Raw genomic sequence first — 18300 nt, forward strand, 5'->3', positions numbered from 1 at the left:
TATGGCGAATATCAAGGAACTAAGTGTTGAAGACAAATTAAGGGCACTTTATGATTTACAGTTAATTGATTCAAGAATAGACGAAATCAGGAACGTGAGAGGCGAACTTCCTCTTGAAGTAGAAGATCTTGAAGACGAAGTTGCCGGATTAAGCACAAGGCTTGAAAAACTGAAAACAGACCTTGAATCTATTGAGGAGCAGATAAAAGATAAAAAAGTGGCTATTGAAGACCATAAAGCTGCTATAAAAAAATATACTGAACAGCAAAAAAATGTGCGTAACAACCGTGAGTTCAACTCTCTTACTAAGGAAGTTGAATTTCAGGAGCTTGAAATACAACTTGCTGAAAAGCACATCAAAGAGATGAAAGCTTCTATTGAACACAAAAAAGAAGTTATTGCCCAGTCTTCAGAAAGACTTGATGCAAAATCATCTCACTTAAGCCACAAAAAATCTGAGCTTGACGCAATTATGGCTGAAACTCAGAAAGAAGAAACTTTCCTTACTGAAAAATCTGCTGAATATCAGGGATTAATTGAAGAAAGACTTTTAGCTGCTTATAACAGAATAAGAAGTAGTGTTAGAAATGGCCTTGCTGTAGTTTCTATAGAAAGAGGAGCTTCTGCAGGTTCTTTCTTTACTATACCACCGCAGACACAAATGGAAATTGCAGCCCGCAAAAAAATCATTACTGATGAGCACAGTGGGCGTATTCTTGTTGACAGCGTGCTGGCTGAAGAAGAAAAAGAAAAAATGGAGCAATTATTCTCTAAAATATAATTACTGAAAATCCCCGCCAAGGCGGGGATTTTTTTTAGTTCTCAATGCAAAAAATACTAACCTTTCTCATTTCTAAATCTTTGGGGTTATACATTAATCTCCTGAGCTTTATATATCCTAAAAAGGCCAGCTGGCTTGCTTATAAGTTTTTTAGCCATCCGCGCGATGGTAAGCTTATAAAAGAAGATCTCCCAGAAATATTAAGGGAAGCTGATGCCGAAATGATTACCCACAATGATTTTGTTTTCCAGATGTACACCTGGCAGGGTAACAGCACTAAGGTGCTACTTATGCACGGCTGGGAAAGCAACGCATCACGCTGGGAAGAATTTATAGGCTACCTAAAAAAATCAGGGGCTACTATCATCGCTCTTGATGCCCCTGCGCATGGATTATCATCAGGTTCAGAATTCAGCATGCCGCGTTATGCAGAATTTGTGAATGTGGTAGTACAAAAAGTAAAACCCGATTATTTGGTAGGACATTCTTTAGGTGGAGCCACCGCTTTATATTTTCAGTCGCATTATCAAAATGATTATATAAAAAAGCTTGCTGTACTAGGCGCACCATGCGACCTTAATACTCTTCTTAAGAATTACGCAGGAATGCTCAGTCTTAACAGCAATGTTTTTCAACTGATGGAAAAACATTTTTTTGAGCATTTCAGGATAAAAACACATGAATTCTCAGGAAGCATATTTGCTTCTAAAATCAAAATAAAAGGACTTATTGCTCATGATGTGAATGACACTGTGGTTTCTTTTAAAGAAGGTAAAAAAATAGCCGCAGCATGGCCCGATGCAAAATTTATAACTACAAAAGGACTTGGGCACAGTATGCATGGTGATGCATTATACAATACTATATATTCTTTCTTATTTGAGAAATAAGTTACAATTGTCGTAATTTTGCAATATGGAAGAAACGAAACGCCTCAATAAATTTATATCTGAAACCGGTTATTGCTCCCGAAGGGAAGCCGATAAACTTATTGAAGAAGGCCGTGTTACCATTAACGGTATTGTACCCGAAATGGGAACTAAAGTTACACCGGAAGATGAAATCCGAATAGATGGAAAGCTTATTAAGGAAAAAGCCGGTAAAAACATTTATCTGGCATTTAATAAACCCGTGGGCATAGAATGTACAACCAATCCTGATGTTAGGGATAATATTGTAGATTATATTAATTATCCTAAACGTATTTTCCCGATAGGCAGGCTGGACAAAGCCAGTGAAGGCCTGATTTTTATGACTGATGATGGCGATATAGTAAACAAAATACTTCGTGCCAGGAACAATCATGAAAAAGAATATATAGTTACCGTAAATAAACCCATTACCGATAGGTTTATCCAACGTATGGGTAATGGCGTACCTATTCTTGATACTGTTACCCGCAAATGTAAAGTAGAACAAATAAGCAAATACATATTCCGTATTGTGCTTACGCAGGGACTTAACCGCCAGATACGCCGTATGTGTGAATACCTGGGTTATGATGTAACAGCTTTAAAGCGCATACGAATTATAAACATCTCTTTGGATGTACCCATTGGCAGGTACAGAGAACTTACTGCCGCCGAAATAAAAGAACTGAATACACTTATAGAACCGTCCAGTAAAACAGAAGAAGCCAGCTTACCAAAAGAACAGCCCACACAAAGAATATCTGCAGCACGCAGGCCATCAAATCCTAACAGGCCACAAAGCAGAAATAACGGACCTGCTAAGCCTTTAAATAATAACAGAAGACCCGGCGGACCTAAAAAGAAGGACTAAAATTTTAGATTAAAACTTAAAGACTGAGCATATCTTTAAATAAAGATGACTGACGGCGTGAAATTTCTATTTCGGCACCGTTTTGCATTGTGGCTTTAAGTTTACCATTAAACCAGTTATCTACCGTATTTATATATTTAAGGTTAATAATCTGCTGCCTGTTTGCCCTGAAGAATATATGGTGAGGCAAACGCTCCTCTACCTGATGTAGTGACTTATATATAAGAGGTTTGCAATCTTTAAAGTAAACGCGTGTATAATTGCCTACTATTTCAAAAAGAAATACTTCACCAATTTTTACAAGCCAGCATTTTTCAGCATCTTTTATAAATATCTGACTTTCTTCATTCAAAAAGTCAGTAGATGAGTTATTTGGTGTCGGTTCACTATTAATTTTATCTTTTATTTTTTGTACAGCATCTGTAAACCTTTTTTGGTTTATTGGTTTAAGAAGGTAATCAAGAGCATTATACTCAAATGATTTTATAGCATACTCATCAAAGGCAGTAGTAAAAACCGTTACAGGAACCTCATCAAGCATTTCAAGTAATTCAAAACCATCTTTTTCCGGCATATTTATATCCAGAAATATAAGTTGTGGCTTCAACTCATTAATGAGTGTATAAGCACTGTCAACATTTTCAGCCTCTCCCACAATTTCGATTTCCTCATGCATTTTAATAAGCTCTTTCAGCTCATTGCGGGCAAGTCTTGAATCTTCTACTATTATCGTTTTTATGGTATTCATACCAAAGGGATTATAATTTTAGCTTCTACAAAATTATCGTTTTCTATGAGTGTAAAACTGGCTTTTGCACCATATAATAATAAAAGCCTTTGTTTAATATTTGCAAGCCCGAGTTTTGTTGACTCCTGTGCAATTGAAAGTGTACCGCTGTTTTCTACTAAGATAATAAGCTCATCGTTAATTTTAGCAACGTTTAATCGTACCTCTCCCCCATTTTTAATATTTCCAATACCATGTTTTACCGCATTTTCTATGAGCATCTGTATTACCATTGGAGGAATAACTATTGCCAGTATTTCAGGGGCTACATTCATACTAAACTTAAGGCGTTCTTCAAACTGAATCTTAGATATTTCTATGTAATTCTCTACAGTTTGCAACTCCTCTTTTATAGTAATTGTATTTACATCATTTTTGGTAAGGCTGTAACGCAGCATCTCAGAAAGCCTGGTTATTATATCCCTTGCCCTGGGTGCATCTTCAAGTATAAGCCCTCTTATATTATTAAGGCTGTTGAACATAAAATGAGGGTTTATTTGTCCCTTTAGCGTATTAAGCTGCGATTCTCTTAAGTTAGACTCCAGCTTAAGCTGATTCATTTTGACCTCATTAATATGCCTGTAAGCTTTTATAGCAATAATTATAAAGAGCCAAATAGTAAAAACAGCACTAAAATAAGGAATATTCAAAACCATCATAAAGGTTGTAAGCCCGGCGTGTGTATGCATAAAACCAAAATAAACAAGATCTAGTAAAGGCCAGATCGCAAAACTATAGGATATTACAACCAAAAAAAAGACCAGAATAACTTTTAAAATAGCCGCATTTTTTAGATCGTCAAATTTTATGAGGCGTTCTACAAAATATAATATAATGTTAGATAACATATATGCTACAATACCACATACCACACCCTCGCATATATAATAAGGTATTACAGTACCGTCCATCATTTTTTCGGGATACTTTATACGGTAAGAAACTTTGCTAAGTGTTAGCGAACATAATATATATATAACAAATATAAGCGAAGTGTAAATGTGATATTTTGTGCTTTTTAATAACTGCATTCTTTTATTTTCTAAAAAAATCAGGCAATGCTTTCATTGCCTGATAATAACTACTCAAATTAAAAAGATTTTTTTGATTGATGATTTAATTTATTTGAGCATTAAAAAAAAGACATAATAAAGTGTACAATGGTCTCTAAAATATAAATAGCCAGTGTTATCATAACTTTTTGTGTTTTATACCTTTTCAGGCTGGTTGATTTTGATATTTCAAATATAGGCCAATAAATTTCTTACATAATTAAATTTATGATGAGTGGCAATTTATTTAGGATGAATGGTTTCTAAATAATAAAAGTCTCACTTCATAATTTCACAAATAATACTATTTAAGAAAACGTATTCGTAGATTATTATATAAATAATAAAAAATATAACATTTAATAATACTTTAACAAGAATTGAACATTTGCGTGTTCAATTAGTCGAAGAGACCATAACCAAAACTTACCGAAATAAAAAATTCAATAAGGATATATTATTAAAAGCTTCAATTTTGTGATTTTATAATTTTTTATTAGGTAAAAACCTATATATGTAACAATAATAATAATTTTGTTATATATACATATTACTGATAATCATAAAGTTAACTTTATATATTAGCAAAACTTCTAAATTAAATAAAAAACTATGAAAAAAATTACCTTATTTTTTGGGCTGCTGCTAACAGCTCAAAGCTGGGCTCAGGAGTGTGACGCGCTGAGCTATTACACAGAAGATTTCGAATCTGTAACCGTTCCAGCCATTCCCGAATGTGCTACAGCAACTGCATCAGGCGGCAGTAATAGCTGGATGACTGCAAACAATCCGGGTAATGGATTTGAAAACAATGTTTTACAATATTCCGGAAATGCAAATACTGCTGACGCCTGGTTTTTTACCAAAGGCATTGTTATGACAGAAGGAACATGGTATAAAATATCTTATAAATATGGAAATAACAGTACAACTACCAGCGAAGATCTTGTAGTAACTTATGGTACCGATACAGGTGTATCGGGAACTGTTTTTCAAACACACGCCGGTATAACAGGCGGAGAAGCACAAACTCTTTCTATAGATTTCTTCCCTGCTCCGGGAACAGGCACTTACTATTTTGGATTTCACGCTAATAGCGCAGCCTCACAAGGCAATTTATATTTAGATGATATAGTTATTGAGCCTTCTACATGTAATACACCTACAGGTATAAGTGTTTCTAATCTAACCTCTACTTCTGCTACGTTCTCATGGAATGCAACTGAAAACAATAACAATGATTCATTTAGTGTATATCATTACGCTTATATGAATACTAATACACCACCTGCAGGCCCACCTGATTTAAAATATGAGCCTACAACCAGTGTAAACGTTACAGATTTAGCTCCGGGAACTACTTACTATCTTTTTGTACGCAGCCAGTGTGGACCAGTGTATGGTGACTGGAATGAAGCAGTTACTTTTACAACTCCGGAATGTGCGGCAACTACAGTTCCGTATTCTGAATACTTTGAAATAGCCACCGCACCAGAGCTTCCAATATGTATTGCTACATCTGAAGCAGAAACAGGCAGCCAGTGGGTAACTGCAAATAATCCTGGAAACGGTTTTACAAACAATGCTATGGAATATGCCGGTAATGATGAACCTGCAAACGCATGGTTCTTTACACAAGGCATAGAACTTACTGCAGGTAATTTTTACAAAATAAGATATACTTATGGTAATGATAGTGAAGAAACATCTGAAAAATTACAGGTTGTAATGGCTACCAGTCCTAATGCCGCTTCTTCTATTGGAACTATAAGTGATATGACTGATATTACAGGAGGCACAGCTGCAACATATACATCAGGAATCATTACAGTACCTGCCTCCGGTGTTTATTATTTTGGATTCAATGCACATAGCGATGCCTCACAAGGCAGCCTTTATGTAGATAATATTGAAGTTAAAGACTGGGATTGTGGAGTTCCTGTTAACGTATCAGTGTCTGACATAACTACAACTTCGGCTACAATTACATGGGAAACACCTGAAGAAAACACGAGCTTAGGATATCTTGTAGCACATCCTACGGAAAATGCAGCTCCGGAAAGCGGTGAATATGTAACCGGATTAACTAAAGAGCTTACAGACCTTGCACCAGGAACAACATACTACATTTTTGTTCAAAGCCAGTGTGGCCCGTTATTTGGAGACTGGAGTGAGAGTATAACATTTACAACTCCTGCATGTGAGACTACAACTGTTCCTTATTCATTAGATTTTGAATCGGTTACTGCACCTGCAATACCGGAATGTACAATAGCCTTAGATGCTCCAACAGGCAGCAACTGGGTAACAATTAATAATCCGGGCAATGAATTTACAAGCAATGCACTTGTGTATACAGGTACAGAAGAAGCTGCAAACGCATGGTTCTTTACCCAAGGTATAGAAATTACTGCCGGTACATTATATAAAGTATCTTATAAATACGGTAACAATAGCGAAACAACTACAGAGAATCTTAGGGTAACTTTAAATTCAAACCCTAATCCTGAATGGATAATAGGCAATAATTTTGCAACTCACGAAGGTATAACAGGTGGCACTCAGTCTCAAAATTCTATTGAATACTTTAACCTACCGGAATCAGGCGTTTATTATTTTGGCTTTAATGCGTACAGCGAAGCAGGACAGGGAAATATTTATGTTGATGATTTCTTAATTGAGGAAATAGATTGTGGTGAACCAACTAATTTACAAGCGACCAATGTTACTGACACTACAGCTACTATAACATGGGAAGCTGCTACAACAGGCAATGCTACATTAAGTGTTTATCAGTATTACGTTTCTACTACAGATACCCCTCCAACTGAAGGTGAAAATAGTTCGGAATTAACAGTTAATCTTGACGAACTTGATTCCGAAACTACCTATTATGTATATGTTAGAGCACAGTGTGGCCCTTCATGGAGCGGATGGGAATCTGTAAGTTTTACTACAGATGCAGTTGCAGGTCTTGGCAATGCAGACCTGAAAGGCCTTACAGTTTATCCTAACCCCGTAAAAGATGTGCTTAATCTTGACGCCAACGTTACGATTGAAAAAGTAGAAGTATACAGCATTACAGGCCAGCTTGTACATAGCGAAAATGTAAACAGCCAAAACACTACACTTAATCTTCAAAAGCTTTCTGCTGGCGCATACCTGGTGAATATTATAGGCGAAGGTCAGTCAAAAAGAATAAAAATAATTAAGGAGTAACATAATTTGATTAATTAAACTCCGTACAGGCGCTTTAGGGCGCCTGTACTTTTTTCTTATGTTTGATTTATACAATTAAGCATTTGAAGCCTGCAACCAAAGCCTTATATTATTTTGCGTACTTTGTAGTATTAAACAATATATATTATGAAAACTAACAAGCAACAAAAAATATGGTTTATAACGGGTGCTTCCAAAGGATTCGGATTACTACTGGTAAGGCAACTACTGGATTTAGGCCAGAAAGTAGCAGCAACATCACGTACTACAGATGAACTCATTAAAGCTGTTGACAGCACAAGTGAAAACTTCTTACCCCTGCAGGTAGATTTAGCCAGTGACACATCGGTAAAAGAAGCTATAGCAAAAACTGAAACTGCATTTGGCGGTATAGATGTTTTAATTAATAATGCAGGTTACGGAATTGGCGGAAGTTTGGAAGATGTAAGCGACAATGATATTCGCAGTGCTTTTGATATTAATGTTTTTGGAGTATTCAATACAATACGTCATACATTACCTTTAATGAGAAAACAGCAAGCAGGGCACATTATTAATATAGCCTCTATCGCCGGTATTGCACCGGGTTCGGGCTGGTCGGCCTATTCTTCCACAAAGTCAGCAGTTATTGGTATGTCGGAAGGTTTGGCACAAGATGTAAAACCATTGGGCATTACGGTTACTGTTGTAGCTCCTGGTGCGTTCAGAACAAGTTTCCTGTCTAAAGAATCTTTATCATTACCACAAAAAACTGAAAGTGGTTATAAAACCATTAATGAAACACTTCACAATTATCAGAATATGGACGGCAAGCAGGCCGGAAATCCGGAAAAAGGAGCTGCCATTATGATACAGACGGCCTTTGAAGAAAATCCTCCCTTGTATTTATTACTTGGCAGCGATGCTTACCGCAGGGCAACTACTAAATTTGAAAGTCAGATGGCAGCGTTTGAGAATCTGAAAGAGTTGACAACATCTACTGATTATTAGTAAAGAAAAGAGTCAATTAATTTTTATTTTTTAAGGAATGTTATTTAATATTCAAATCCCCATAAATGGGGATTTTTTTATGATCAAAAGTTATTACTTTCGCGCCACCAAATTATTCAATCACATGAAAAAAATCATTTTATCTACAGCACTATTATTTGCTATTGGATTTACAGCAAAAGCTCAAGAAATTAAGTACGGTGTAAAAGCAGGTGTAAACTTTGCTACTCTAACAGGAGACATTCCTGACGATGTAAAAACGCGAACAGGTTTCCACGCAGGAGCTGTTGCGGAGTTTAAGCTTACAGAAGAATTCTCTATCCAGCCTGAATTACTTTATTCTCAACAGGGTATGAAGTATGATGGGATAGACGCAGACACAGGCATCAAGGTAAAAACCACATGGAAAATGGATTACCTTATACTTCCTGTTGTTGCCAAGTATTATATTATCGAAGGATTCAGTATTGAAGCTGGTCCTCAGATAGGTTATCGTCTTGGAGCTAAAATAAAAGCTGAAGCAAGTGGTTTTGGAGAGAATGAGTATGACTTTAAAGATGACACAAAAGCTTTAGATTTTGGAATTATAGGCGGTTTGGCATATGATTTACCAATGGGACTATTTTTCCAGGCACGCTATAATGCAGGTATTACAAAAATAAATGAGGGCGACGATAGTGTACAAAATGATGTATTCCAGCTTTCAGTAGGATACAAATTTTAATTATAATCTAAAAAATCCCGGACTATTAATTAATCCGGGATTTTTTGTATTTAAAAGAAAGTTATTTCTTTTCTCTTTTTAGTTCTCGTGCAAGCAATGTGTTTTTAAGGAGCATTGCAATTGTCATTGGCCCTACACCACCCGGAACCGGAGTAATAAAAGATGCTTTTTTACTTACGTTCTCAAAATCAACGTCGCCTGTAATGATGTAACCTTTTGGATTAGTTTCATCCGGTACGCGAGTAATACCCACGTCTATAATCACAGCATCATCTTTAACCATTTCTGCTTTAAGGTAATTAGGCACACCTAAAGCAGTAATTATAATGTCTGCCTGAGTAGTTATCTGCGCAATGTTTTTAGTATGGCTATGCGTTAATGTAACTGTAGAGTTACCTGGGAAACCTTTACGCCCCATAAGTATACTCATTGGTCGGCCTACAATATGGCTGCGCCCAATTACTACAGTATGCTTACCTGCTGTCTGCACATTATAACGCTCTAAAAGCTCAAGGATACCAAACGGAGTTGCAGGTATAAACGTTGTCATGTCCAAAGCCATTTTACCAAAGTTTTCAGGGTGAAAACCATCCACATCTTTACTCGGATCTATAGCCATAAGCACTTTCTGATCGTCGATTTGCTGTGGCAAAGGAAGCTGAACAATAAATCCGTCAATATTATCATCCTGATTCAGTTCCTCAATTTTTTTTAACAGCTCAAGCTCAGAAATAGTGCTTGGCAGTTTAATAAGCGTAGATTCAAATCCTACACGCTCGCAGGCTTTTACTTTGCTGCCAACATAAGTAAGGCTGGCACCGTCATTACCTACAATTACAGCTGCAAGGTGAGGTACCTTTTCGCCATTGTTTTTCATTTTACTTACTACTTCGGCAATCTCATTCTTGATATCTTCCGAAACCTTTTTCCCGTCCAGTAATTGCATTGTTCTTGTTTATTTTGAAATAGATGTTTCTGTTTTTAGCTTAAAGCTGAATAAGCTGTAATTAAAAAAGACGCGTTTAACCGCGTCTCTGTATTTTAAGGCCTCATTCCTTTCATTCCGCCCATCATTCGCATAAGATTCTTTCCCGCACCTCCCTGCATCATTTTCATCATTTTGCTCATCTGGTCAAATTGTTTTAGCAACTGGTTTACCTGCTGTACAGAAGTTCCCGATCCTTTTGCTATCCTGTTTTTTCTTTTCACATCAATAATGGCAGGTTTTGTGCGTTCGCCAGGTGTCATAGAGTGTATAATTGCTTCAATATGTTTAAAAGCATCATCTTCAATTTCTACATCTTTAAGCGCTTTTCCTGCGCCGGGTATCATGCCTACAAGGTCTTTCATGTTACCCATTTTTTTAACCTGCTGTATTTGTGAAAGAAAATCGTCAAAGCCAAATTCGTTCTTAGCGATCTTTTTCTGAAGCTTTCTTGCCTCTTCTTCATCATACTGCTCCTGAGCTCTTTCTACTAACGACACCACATCTCCCATACCAAGGATACGTTCTGCCATACGGTTAGGATAGAAAACGTCAATAGCTTCCATCTTTTCACCGGTACCAATAAACTTAATAGGCTTATTAACTACCGATTTAATAGATATAGCTGCACCACCACGGGTATCACCGTCTAATTTTGTAAGTATAACACCATCAAAATCAAGTCTGTCATTAAATGCTTTTGCAGTATTAACAGCATCCTGGCCTGTCATAGCATCTACTACAAACAGGGTTTCATGAGGTTGTATTGCTTTATGAACGTTAGCAATCTCGTTCATCATTTCTTCATCAACTGCCAAACGGCCTGCGGTATCAACAATAACCACATTAAATCCGTTTGCTTTTGCATGTTTAATAGCATTCTGCGCTATTTCTACAGCATTTTTATTACCTTCTTCAGAATAAACTTCAACGCCTATCTGCTCTCCAACAACATGAAGCTGATTGATAGCCGCCGGGCGATAAATATCACAGGCAACCAGTAATGGTTTTTTATTCTTTTTGGTTTTCAGGTAATTAGCAAGCTTTCCTGAGAAAGTAGTTTTACCCGACCCCTGAAGACCTGACATTAATATAACTGTAGGGTTGCCCGAAAGGTTTACACCTGCAGCATCACCGCCCATAAGTTCGGTAAGCTCATCTTTAACAAGCTTAACCATAAGCTGTCCGGGCTGCAATGTGGTTAATACATTCTGCCCAATAGCTTTTTCTTTTACTTTAGTTGTAAAATCTTTGGCAATCTTAAAGTTAACGTCGGCATCAAGTAAAGCCCTGCGGACTTCTTTCAGTGTATCTGCAACATTTACCTCGGTTATCTTTCCGTGCCCTTTTAATATATGAAAGGCTTTGTCTAATTTATCACTTAAATTATCGAACATAAAATCAGGGTTTCTTTATAGAGGTGCAAATTTAAGAATTTGATTTTTAAGATAGAGGATTTAACGCAATAAAAAAACAACTACTTTCACTACAGCAATACCTTATGTTTCTTAATTATAAAATATAATTATTATTAAAATATAAAATGAAAAACCGACCTGGGAAGGGGCCGGTTTCTCTCGGAAAAAAACTTGAATATTTAAAAAAACACAACTATTCTAAACATGTATTGCAATCGCCTTCAAGTTCAAACAAAATTTGTACTTCATCAGGCAATAGCGCTTTTTTATAGACTCTAAGGTCGTCCATATAACCTTTGCAGCCATCACCAATATAATAATCTAAAATATTGGCAGAAATATCAGCTTCAGAAAACTGTTGACTGGCTTTTAACTCACCATCACGATACAAACTAATAGTATTGGCAGTATCTACTGTAATAGTAAGATGATGCCAGTTTTGCGTATCTACCGGCAAGGCAACGTCTGTTTTCCAGTCTGTATCAATCAATTGTACAGTGCCTGCTTTGAAAACAGAAGCATTAAGATCGCGTGCAGCAATATTAAACCCCTCATCATCAGTATTGCCTTTTGCAAAAAACTTTTCAATATCGTTATTATTTACATTTTGCATCCTGAACCAAAAGCTAACACTAAAAGCATCCCCCTGAACTATACTGTTATTGGTATTCCCGTGTATTTGTAAGAACTGAGTGCCATTAAATACTATAGCACAATTTTGATTGCCATTTCTGTCTGCTGTAAAACTGATATCAGATGGCACTATAACTTCATTGCCTTTTAGATCTTTTGCAATTCCGTTAGAAAAAGTTAAATAAAACAATAAGTCATCCACTAATATCTGCGGGTTAGAGCATCCCCCCTGCTGACATCCTTCTAAAGCATTATTTAATGCATCTACAAGTTCATTATTATCATTAACAGTTACGCCTGCACCTTCATTTACATTTAACGAAACCGGATAACGTATAGAGTAATACTCATTTGGCCCTAATATATTAATGGCCTTATATAATTCTTCATTATTGTTTACTATATAAGTATCCTGCATCTGAAAACCACTATCATAACTATAAATGGTCATAGGAAAAACGAACGTAACACAATTATCACCTATATATTGAAATATTTCGGCACAGGAATCTTTTAATGCATCAAACTCCTGCTCATTATTCACTATCACCTCTTCGTAATCAGAATTTTCAAGAACTACCGGATAAACAAAAGATATACTATCTTCATCATTATCATCTGCATTGAAAACAGCTTCTACATTATTAAAATCAGCTTCAGAAACTATGTCCATTTGCAAATTATTAACTACAACCTTCACAGGCAGTTTAACTTTAAAGCAACTTGTACTGTCTAAAACATTATCTGAAGCAGTTTCATTTACCGCCATTGACTTAAGCATGGCCGTAAGTGATGAACTATTATTTAATGCTTCAGTATTTTCACTTATGGAATCATTCTGACAAGAAATTGCCATAAATGAAAACACCAAAACACAAAACAGACTTTTAATCATTTTTCATTCTAATATTATACAAACAGCTACGGACTGAAATACCCTACCCGCTTTTTTATTTTTTTATTAAAACTTAAAAACCACGCTGTAAAGCGTGGCTCTTAATAATTTACATTCTTTTTCATGTATTGTAAAGCAAAAATTTATTCTGTATAAATTTTTTTGCAGGATAACTTTTATTCATGGAATAAAACATTCAATATTTAAAATACCCTACTTCAAATTTTCAAAATTTTTTATTACTGCATAAATAAAGCTAGTTTTTTTCGAAGGTAAGGTAATCAGTACCTCCGTTACCGCCGCTAACATCTACAAGTTTAATTCTCGTACCTGTTCTTTCAGCTACATCCCAGTCATCTGTAAGATCGGCAAATTCTGCCGGAGAAGCAAAACCAATATTTACATCAATATCACTGTCAAAGCTGTCATCATCATCATCCATACTATTGTCATCAATAACAGACCATGTACCCGTGTAAACATTCGTTCCGTTTGTAGCTGTAAGTACATTATTTGTTCCGAATGTAAAATCGTAACCTGTAAAATCTGAGGTATGATCATCATTATCCTCTACAAAATTTGTAATTCTCCATGTGCCCGATTTAAGATTGTTTGCAACAGCAGTAGCATTACCATTTACTTTAGATTTATCATCATCATCGGAGCATGCCGCCATACCGGATAAAATCAGACATGCAACTAATAATTGTAATTTTCTCATTGTTTCTTCGATTTGGTTAAGTTTACGAAATTATTACTTAAACACACTAAATAACATCATTTTAAAAATAGTTTAAGTAGTTTTTTATATTATTTAACATTAATGCAAACATATAAATTTATACTCCGCCAACATTAAACCAATGAGTATATATACCCACTGATTTAGAATTTGAGATAAAAAAATTAGAATTCGCTAAGATACATGCGCACTATTGTCATTCAGCATTTTTTTTGCAGCTTTGTAGCATGATATAATTTTTTTTATAATTTACGCCCAATTTATAAGCCAGAATGAAAGAGAAATCTCTTAAAGGCATATGTGAGGAAATTGTTTTTTCTAATTTTTTCATGAGCCACGCAAAATCGCTCAGAAATTACCTGTTTTATAAATACGGTAATGAAGAGCAGGCAGAAGATGTTACACAAGAGGCTTTTATAAAGCTATGGGAAAATTGTGCAAATGTGCCATTAGAAAAAGCAAAATCTTTTCTTTATACCGTAGCAAATAATACTACACTAAACCATATTGCCCATCAAAAAGTGGTTTTAGAATATTCTAAAAAAAGTACTGTAACCGGAACTGACAGGCAGAGTCCTGAATTTTTAATGGAAGAGGAACAGTTTAAAGTAAAACTGCAAAAAGCCATTGCCAATCTTACCGAAGCACAACGAACAGCCTTTCTGCTGCATCGTATAGATGGGAAAAAGTATCATGAAATTGCGGAAATACTAGGCATCAGCGTTAAAGCTGTAGAGAAAAGGCTTCATGGAGCCCTTACAGAATTAAGAAAAGAAATTGATAACCTTAGGTAGGGAATTTTAAACTATAACTGTTATAGTAAAAAAGGGATTAAAAATGAAAGATGAAGTAATGTTAGCGAAGTGGCTTAACAACGAGCTTGACGAGAAGGAATTGAAAGACTTCATGGCTACTCCTGAGTTTAGTACTTATAGCAAAATAAAAGAATATTCGGCACAACTTACTGTACCTGAAGCCGATATGGATGCCCTATATCACCGTATAGAAACGAACAGAAATAAGCCTGTAAAAGTAAAAAAACTAACACCGTGGATAGCAAGAATAGCTGCAATGCTTGTTATTACCCTTGGTGCATCCTATTTTTTATATATAAACCAAACAACTACCCAACTGGCTGAAAGTGGCCATAGAACCGAATTTTTATTACCGGATAATTCTTCTGTAACTCTTAATGCGGGTTCTGAAGCTGATTATAAAGAGTGGAATTGGGAAAATAATCGTAAATTGCAATTAGATGGCGAGGCTTACTTTAAAGTAGCCAAAGGCCAGACTTTTGATGTTGTAACCTCTATGGGTAAAGTAACCGTAGTAGGAACACAGTTTAATGTAAAAGCAAGGGAAAACCGTTTTGATGTAACCTGTTTTGAAGGTAAAGTAAGAGTAACCTGTAACGGAAAAACTGTTCTGTTATCGCCCGGCAAAAGTATATCTTTTGAAAATGGAAAAATGCTGCAAATGCAGGTTGAACAGAATCACAAGCCGGGATGGCTTACTTATGAAGTTGCCTACAACAATGAAAAACTTACCAGTATTATAAATGAAATTGAGCGTCAGTATAATGTAACTATTGAACTTAATATTCAGCATCCGGAAAAATTAACCGGTTATACAGGCTTTATCCGCATGAATAATTTAAACGAGGCCCTTGAGAGTATTACAACTGTTTACAAATTAAAGTCACAAAATACAGGCAATAAAATCATACTCTCTGTTGAATAATGCTAAAAATCCGGCAGTTTTTGCTGTTCTTACCGCTCTTCTTCATCGTCCCCAAAGCTTTTGGACAGGACGAAAAGAAAAGTATTGAACTCAAAACAATACTGGATAACATTTCTCTTCAATACAATGTAAAATTCAATTATGCAGAGGGAGATATAAAAGGGCATTCTATTTTTCCGCCACCTAAAACATTACCATTAAGGGCTAAGCTTGTTTATATAGCAAACCGTACTAATTTAAACTATAAAGAAGTAGGTGAGTATATTGTAATTTACTCCGGAGACAAACCTGGTAAAAAACGTTGTGCCTACATAATTGATGAGTTTGGATATCCGGTAGGCAACGCAGTTATACAATTACCTGACAATGAAAAAATTGTCACCAGAAACGATGGTTATTTTGAACTTCCTTCCTCATTTACCGGCATCATATATATAGATCACCTCAACTTTGAACCTGTTAGTATTAATATCAGGGATTTTACAGATGACTGTAAGGAAATTGTATTGAAACTTGAAATTCTTGAGCTTGAAGAGCTTGTTGCCGAACGATATCTTGCAACAGGTATCTCTAAAAAAAGAGATGGCAGTTTTACCATTAAACCAAAAAAATTCGGGATTTTACCCGGCCTTATAGAACCCGATGTTTTAAAAACAATGCAGCAGCTTCCGGGCATTAACAGTATAGACGAAACAGTATCTAATATTAATGTGAGGGGCGGTACCCACGACCAGAATCTTTTTTTATGGAATGGCATCCGGCTGTATCAGACAGGGCACTTTTTCGGGCTTATTTCTGCCTTAAACCCGAATCTTGCCAATGAAATTAAAATATTTAAAAACGGTACATCTGCATTTTACGGAGAGAGTGTATCCAGCGCTGTAGATATCTCTTCCCATACTACTGATATTGGTAAAGGTAATTTTACCATAGGTGCTAATATGATAAATATAGATTTCTACACGAAGATTAAAGCTTCTGAAAATTCTAATTTTGAATTATCTGCCCGTCGTGCTTTTACTGATGTTTTAGATTTTCCTACCTACAGTAAATATTCTAAAAGGATATTTCAAAACACCGTAGTAACCGGGCTTGATAACAGTACAGATGTAAATTATAAAAGCGATAAAGAATTCTACTTTTACGACTTTACCGGGCAGTATCATCAAAAAATAGGCTCAAAACATAACTTATATGTAGATGTAATAGGCATAAATAATAATCTTGACTTTACACAAGGCACAATTAATTCGCAAACAGTAGTAACTGAATTTAGCAGCCTCAAACAACTTACCCTCGGCGCTTCAGCCAACTGGAAATCACAATGGAATGACAATCATAGCAGTGAAGCAGGATTTTATACTTCATACTACAATGTAGACGGAAGAAATGCTGCCATAGAAACACAGCAGATAATGGAGCAGGGAAACAAAATACTGGATATAGGTTTCAAACTTGCCGACAGTCAAAAAATAACAGAACAATATAACCTGCATACCGGCTATCAGTTTAATGAAGTGGGAATTAAGAATTCAGACAACGTTAATGAACCTTCTTATAACCGTACAGTTAAAGAAGTTTTACGCACACACTCTGCTATAGGAGAACTTGATTATGACTCTGAAAATAAAAAGATCCATTCACGTGGCGGTGTAAGGTTTAATTATATTGAGCAGTTTTCTATGTTTTATGCCGAGCCACGATTACAATTTAACTATTTACTGGCTCCAAGCTGGCAGCTGGAAGTCCTTGCAGAAATGAAAAGCCAGACAGCCTCACAGATTGTAGAACTTCAGGGAGACTTTTTGGGTATTGAAAAGCGCAGGTGGGTGCTTTCTAATAATAATGATATTCCGGTTCAGAGAAGCAGGCAAATTAGCATTGGTGCAACATTTAAGCAAAATGGCTGGCTTATATCTCTTGAAAATTTTTATAAAAAAGTAAAAGGCATTACCACGGCAGGACAGGGATTTCAGGATCAGCTTGAACTGCGTAACGATATTGGCAGCTATACCGTTATTGGAAGTGAGTTTCTGGTACAAAAGCAATTTAAAGGGTTTTATACCTGGCTGAGCTACAGCTATAATAATAACAATTACAGGTTCAATGCCTTTTCAGACAGAAAATTTCCAAGTAGTTTTGAAATAAATCACAGCATTAATACAGCCGCTATTTATGAATGGAATAATTTTAAGGTTGCTTTAGGATCAAAATGGTTCACCGGCCGCCCTGTAACCCTGCCTATAAGTTCTGAGCTTAATTTTGCAGCAGCATCCAAACCCGAAATCACATATAATTTCCCTAACTCAAATAATATTGAAAACTTTTTTCAGGTAAATTTCTCGGCAACTTATGTAATAAAAGCCACCGAAAATTCGCAATTACAGTTGGGTATATCAGTACTTAATATCTTCAACAGAAAAAATATCATTAACCGTTATTACCGTATCAGCAGCGAAAATAACGGAATTGAGGTAGTAAATACATATGCTTTGGAGAGAACACCAAACGCATTGATAAAATTTAGTTTTTAAGCATAAAAAAAATCCGCC

15 protein-coding genes are annotated in these 18300 nt (G+C 35.8%); 9 read left to right on the forward strand and 6 right to left on the reverse strand.

What is annotated here, in order from left to right:
• Window position 1 precedes the first annotated feature (1 nt).
• Genes NHE85_RS01825 through rluF form a run of 3 tightly spaced genes read left to right on the forward strand, consistent with a single transcriptional unit; the run spans window position 2 to window position 2563 of the window.
• Window positions 2-781, forward strand: a complete 780-nt coding sequence (locus NHE85_RS01825) for a zinc ribbon domain-containing protein (RefSeq protein WP_252809116.1) — start codon at window positions 2-4, stop codon at window positions 779-781.
• Between the two features lie 44 nt (window positions 782-825).
• Complete coding sequence (locus NHE85_RS01830; RefSeq protein WP_252809118.1) at window positions 826-1671, forward strand: alpha/beta fold hydrolase; 846 nt, start codon at window positions 826-828, stop codon at window positions 1669-1671.
• A 25-nt stretch (window positions 1672-1696) separates the two neighbouring features.
• On the forward strand, window positions 1697-2563 hold the full coding sequence (gene rluF / locus NHE85_RS01835; protein WP_252809121.1) for a 23S rRNA pseudouridine(2604) synthase RluF: 867 nt from the start codon (window positions 1697-1699) through the stop codon (window positions 2561-2563).
• Between the two features lie 16 nt (window positions 2564-2579).
• Here rluF and NHE85_RS01840 read toward each other — a convergent pair whose 3' ends face one another.
• Together NHE85_RS01840 and NHE85_RS01845 are read right to left on the reverse strand one after the other, a co-directional pair.
• Entirely contained in the window at window positions 2580-3311 is a 732-nt protein-coding gene (locus NHE85_RS01840) for a LytTR family DNA-binding domain-containing protein (protein WP_252809123.1), read from the reverse strand.
• Complete coding sequence (locus tag NHE85_RS01845; RefSeq protein WP_252809125.1) at window positions 3308-4381, reverse strand: sensor histidine kinase; 1074 nt, start codon at window positions 4379-4381, stop codon at window positions 3308-3310. The genes NHE85_RS01840 and NHE85_RS01845 overlap by 4 nt, the downstream gene beginning before the upstream one ends.
• Before the next feature lie 633 nt (window positions 4382-5014).
• Here NHE85_RS01845 and NHE85_RS01850 point away from each other — a divergent pair.
• From NHE85_RS01850 to NHE85_RS01860, 3 genes are all read left to right on the forward strand, one after another.
• Window positions 5015-7621, forward strand: coding sequence for a fibronectin type III domain-containing protein (locus NHE85_RS01850; protein ID WP_252809127.1), 2607 nt, complete (start codon window positions 5015-5017; stop codon window positions 7619-7621).
• Window positions 7622-7768: 147 nt separating this feature from the next.
• Window positions 7769-8611 (forward strand): SDR family oxidoreductase, encoded by an 843-nt coding sequence (locus tag NHE85_RS01855; protein ID WP_252809129.1) that lies wholly within the window; start codon window positions 7769-7771, stop codon window positions 8609-8611.
• Between the two features lie 124 nt (window positions 8612-8735).
• Window positions 8736-9335 carry a porin family protein gene (locus NHE85_RS01860; RefSeq protein WP_252809131.1) on the forward strand — a complete coding sequence of 200 codons (600 nt, stop codon included), beginning with the start codon at window positions 8736-8738 and terminating at the stop codon, window positions 9333-9335.
• Between the two features lie 61 nt (window positions 9336-9396).
• Here NHE85_RS01860 and NHE85_RS01865 read toward each other — a convergent pair whose 3' ends face one another.
• From NHE85_RS01865 to NHE85_RS01880, 4 genes are all read right to left on the reverse strand, one after another.
• Complete coding sequence (locus NHE85_RS01865; RefSeq protein ID WP_252809132.1) at window positions 9397-10281, reverse strand: bifunctional 5,10-methylenetetrahydrofolate dehydrogenase/5,10-methenyltetrahydrofolate cyclohydrolase; 885 nt, start codon at window positions 10279-10281, stop codon at window positions 9397-9399.
• 95 nt (window positions 10282-10376) lie between these two features.
• Window positions 10377-11717 carry a signal recognition particle protein gene (gene ffh / locus NHE85_RS01870; protein WP_252809134.1) on the reverse strand — a complete coding sequence of 447 codons (1341 nt, stop codon included), beginning with the start codon at window positions 11715-11717 and terminating at the stop codon, window positions 10377-10379.
• 214 nt (window positions 11718-11931) lie between these two features.
• Window positions 11932-13227, reverse strand: coding sequence for a LamG domain-containing protein (locus tag NHE85_RS01875; RefSeq protein WP_252809136.1), 1296 nt, complete (start codon window positions 13225-13227; stop codon window positions 11932-11934).
• Window positions 13228-13522: 295 nt separating this feature from the next.
• On the reverse strand, window positions 13523-13987 hold the full coding sequence (locus NHE85_RS01880; protein WP_252809138.1) for a hypothetical protein: 465 nt from the start codon (window positions 13985-13987) through the stop codon (window positions 13523-13525).
• Between the two features lie 293 nt (window positions 13988-14280).
• Here NHE85_RS01880 and NHE85_RS01885 point away from each other — a divergent pair, with 293 nt between their 5' ends.
• From NHE85_RS01885 to NHE85_RS01895, 3 genes are read left to right on the forward strand one after another with little or no spacing between them, the layout of a single operon-like run.
• A complete protein-coding gene (locus NHE85_RS01885; protein WP_252809140.1) occupies window positions 14281-14802 on the forward strand; it encodes an RNA polymerase sigma factor in 522 nt (173 codons plus the stop codon).
• Window positions 14803-14845: 43 nt separating this feature from the next.
• The gene (locus NHE85_RS01890) at window positions 14846-15748 is read left to right on the forward strand and encodes a FecR family protein (protein WP_252809142.1); all 903 of its coding nucleotides are present in this window, start codon (window positions 14846-14848) and stop codon (window positions 15746-15748) included.
• A 20-nt stretch (window positions 15749-15768) separates the two neighbouring features.
• A complete protein-coding gene (locus NHE85_RS01895) occupies window positions 15769-18282 on the forward strand; it encodes a TonB-dependent siderophore receptor (RefSeq protein ID WP_252809144.1) in 2514 nt (837 codons plus the stop codon).
• Window positions 18283-18300: the final 18 nt, after the last annotated feature.

It is taken from the genome of Flavobacterium sp. NRK1 (assembly GCF_024054175.1).
GTDB lineage: Bacteria > Bacteroidota > Bacteroidia > Flavobacteriales > Flavobacteriaceae > Flavobacterium.

Bases quoted from the DNA above. Each gene is read 5' to 3' on its own strand.
- NHE85_RS01825 (WP_252809116.1), top strand. From the start codon at position 2: ATGGCGAATATCAAGGAACTAAGTGTTGAAGACAAATTAAGGGCACTT.
- NHE85_RS01830 (WP_252809118.1), top strand. From the start codon at position 826: ATGCAAAAAATACTAACCTTTCTCATTTCTAAATCTTTGGGGTTATAC.
- rluF (WP_252809121.1), top strand. From the start codon at position 1,697: ATGGAAGAAACGAAACGCCTCAATAAATTTATATCTGAAACCGGTTAT.
- NHE85_RS01840 (WP_252809123.1), bottom strand. From the start codon at position 3,311: ATGAATACCATAAAAACGATAATAGTAGAAGATTCAAGACTTGCCCGC.
- NHE85_RS01845 (WP_252809125.1), bottom strand. From the start codon at position 4,381: ATGCAGTTATTAAAAAGCACAAAATATCACATTTACACTTCGCTTATA.
- NHE85_RS01850 (WP_252809127.1), top strand. From the start codon at position 5,015: ATGAAAAAAATTACCTTATTTTTTGGGCTGCTGCTAACAGCTCAAAGC.
- NHE85_RS01855 (WP_252809129.1), top strand. From the start codon at position 7,769: ATGAAAACTAACAAGCAACAAAAAATATGGTTTATAACGGGTGCTTCC.
- NHE85_RS01860 (WP_252809131.1), top strand. From the start codon at position 8,736: ATGAAAAAAATCATTTTATCTACAGCACTATTATTTGCTATTGGATTT.
- NHE85_RS01865 (WP_252809132.1), bottom strand. From the start codon at position 10,281: ATGCAATTACTGGACGGGAAAAAGGTTTCGGAAGATATCAAGAATGAG.
- ffh (WP_252809134.1), bottom strand. From the start codon at position 11,717: ATGTTCGATAATTTAAGTGATAAATTAGACAAAGCCTTTCATATATTA.
- NHE85_RS01875 (WP_252809136.1), bottom strand. From the start codon at position 13,227: ATGGCAATTTCTTGTCAGAATGATTCCATAAGTGAAAATACTGAAGCA.
- NHE85_RS01880 (WP_252809138.1), bottom strand. From the start codon at position 13,987: ATGAGAAAATTACAATTATTAGTTGCATGTCTGATTTTATCCGGTATG.
- NHE85_RS01885 (WP_252809140.1), top strand. From the start codon at position 14,281: ATGAAAGAGAAATCTCTTAAAGGCATATGTGAGGAAATTGTTTTTTCT.
- NHE85_RS01890 (WP_252809142.1), top strand. From the start codon at position 14,846: ATGAAAGATGAAGTAATGTTAGCGAAGTGGCTTAACAACGAGCTTGAC.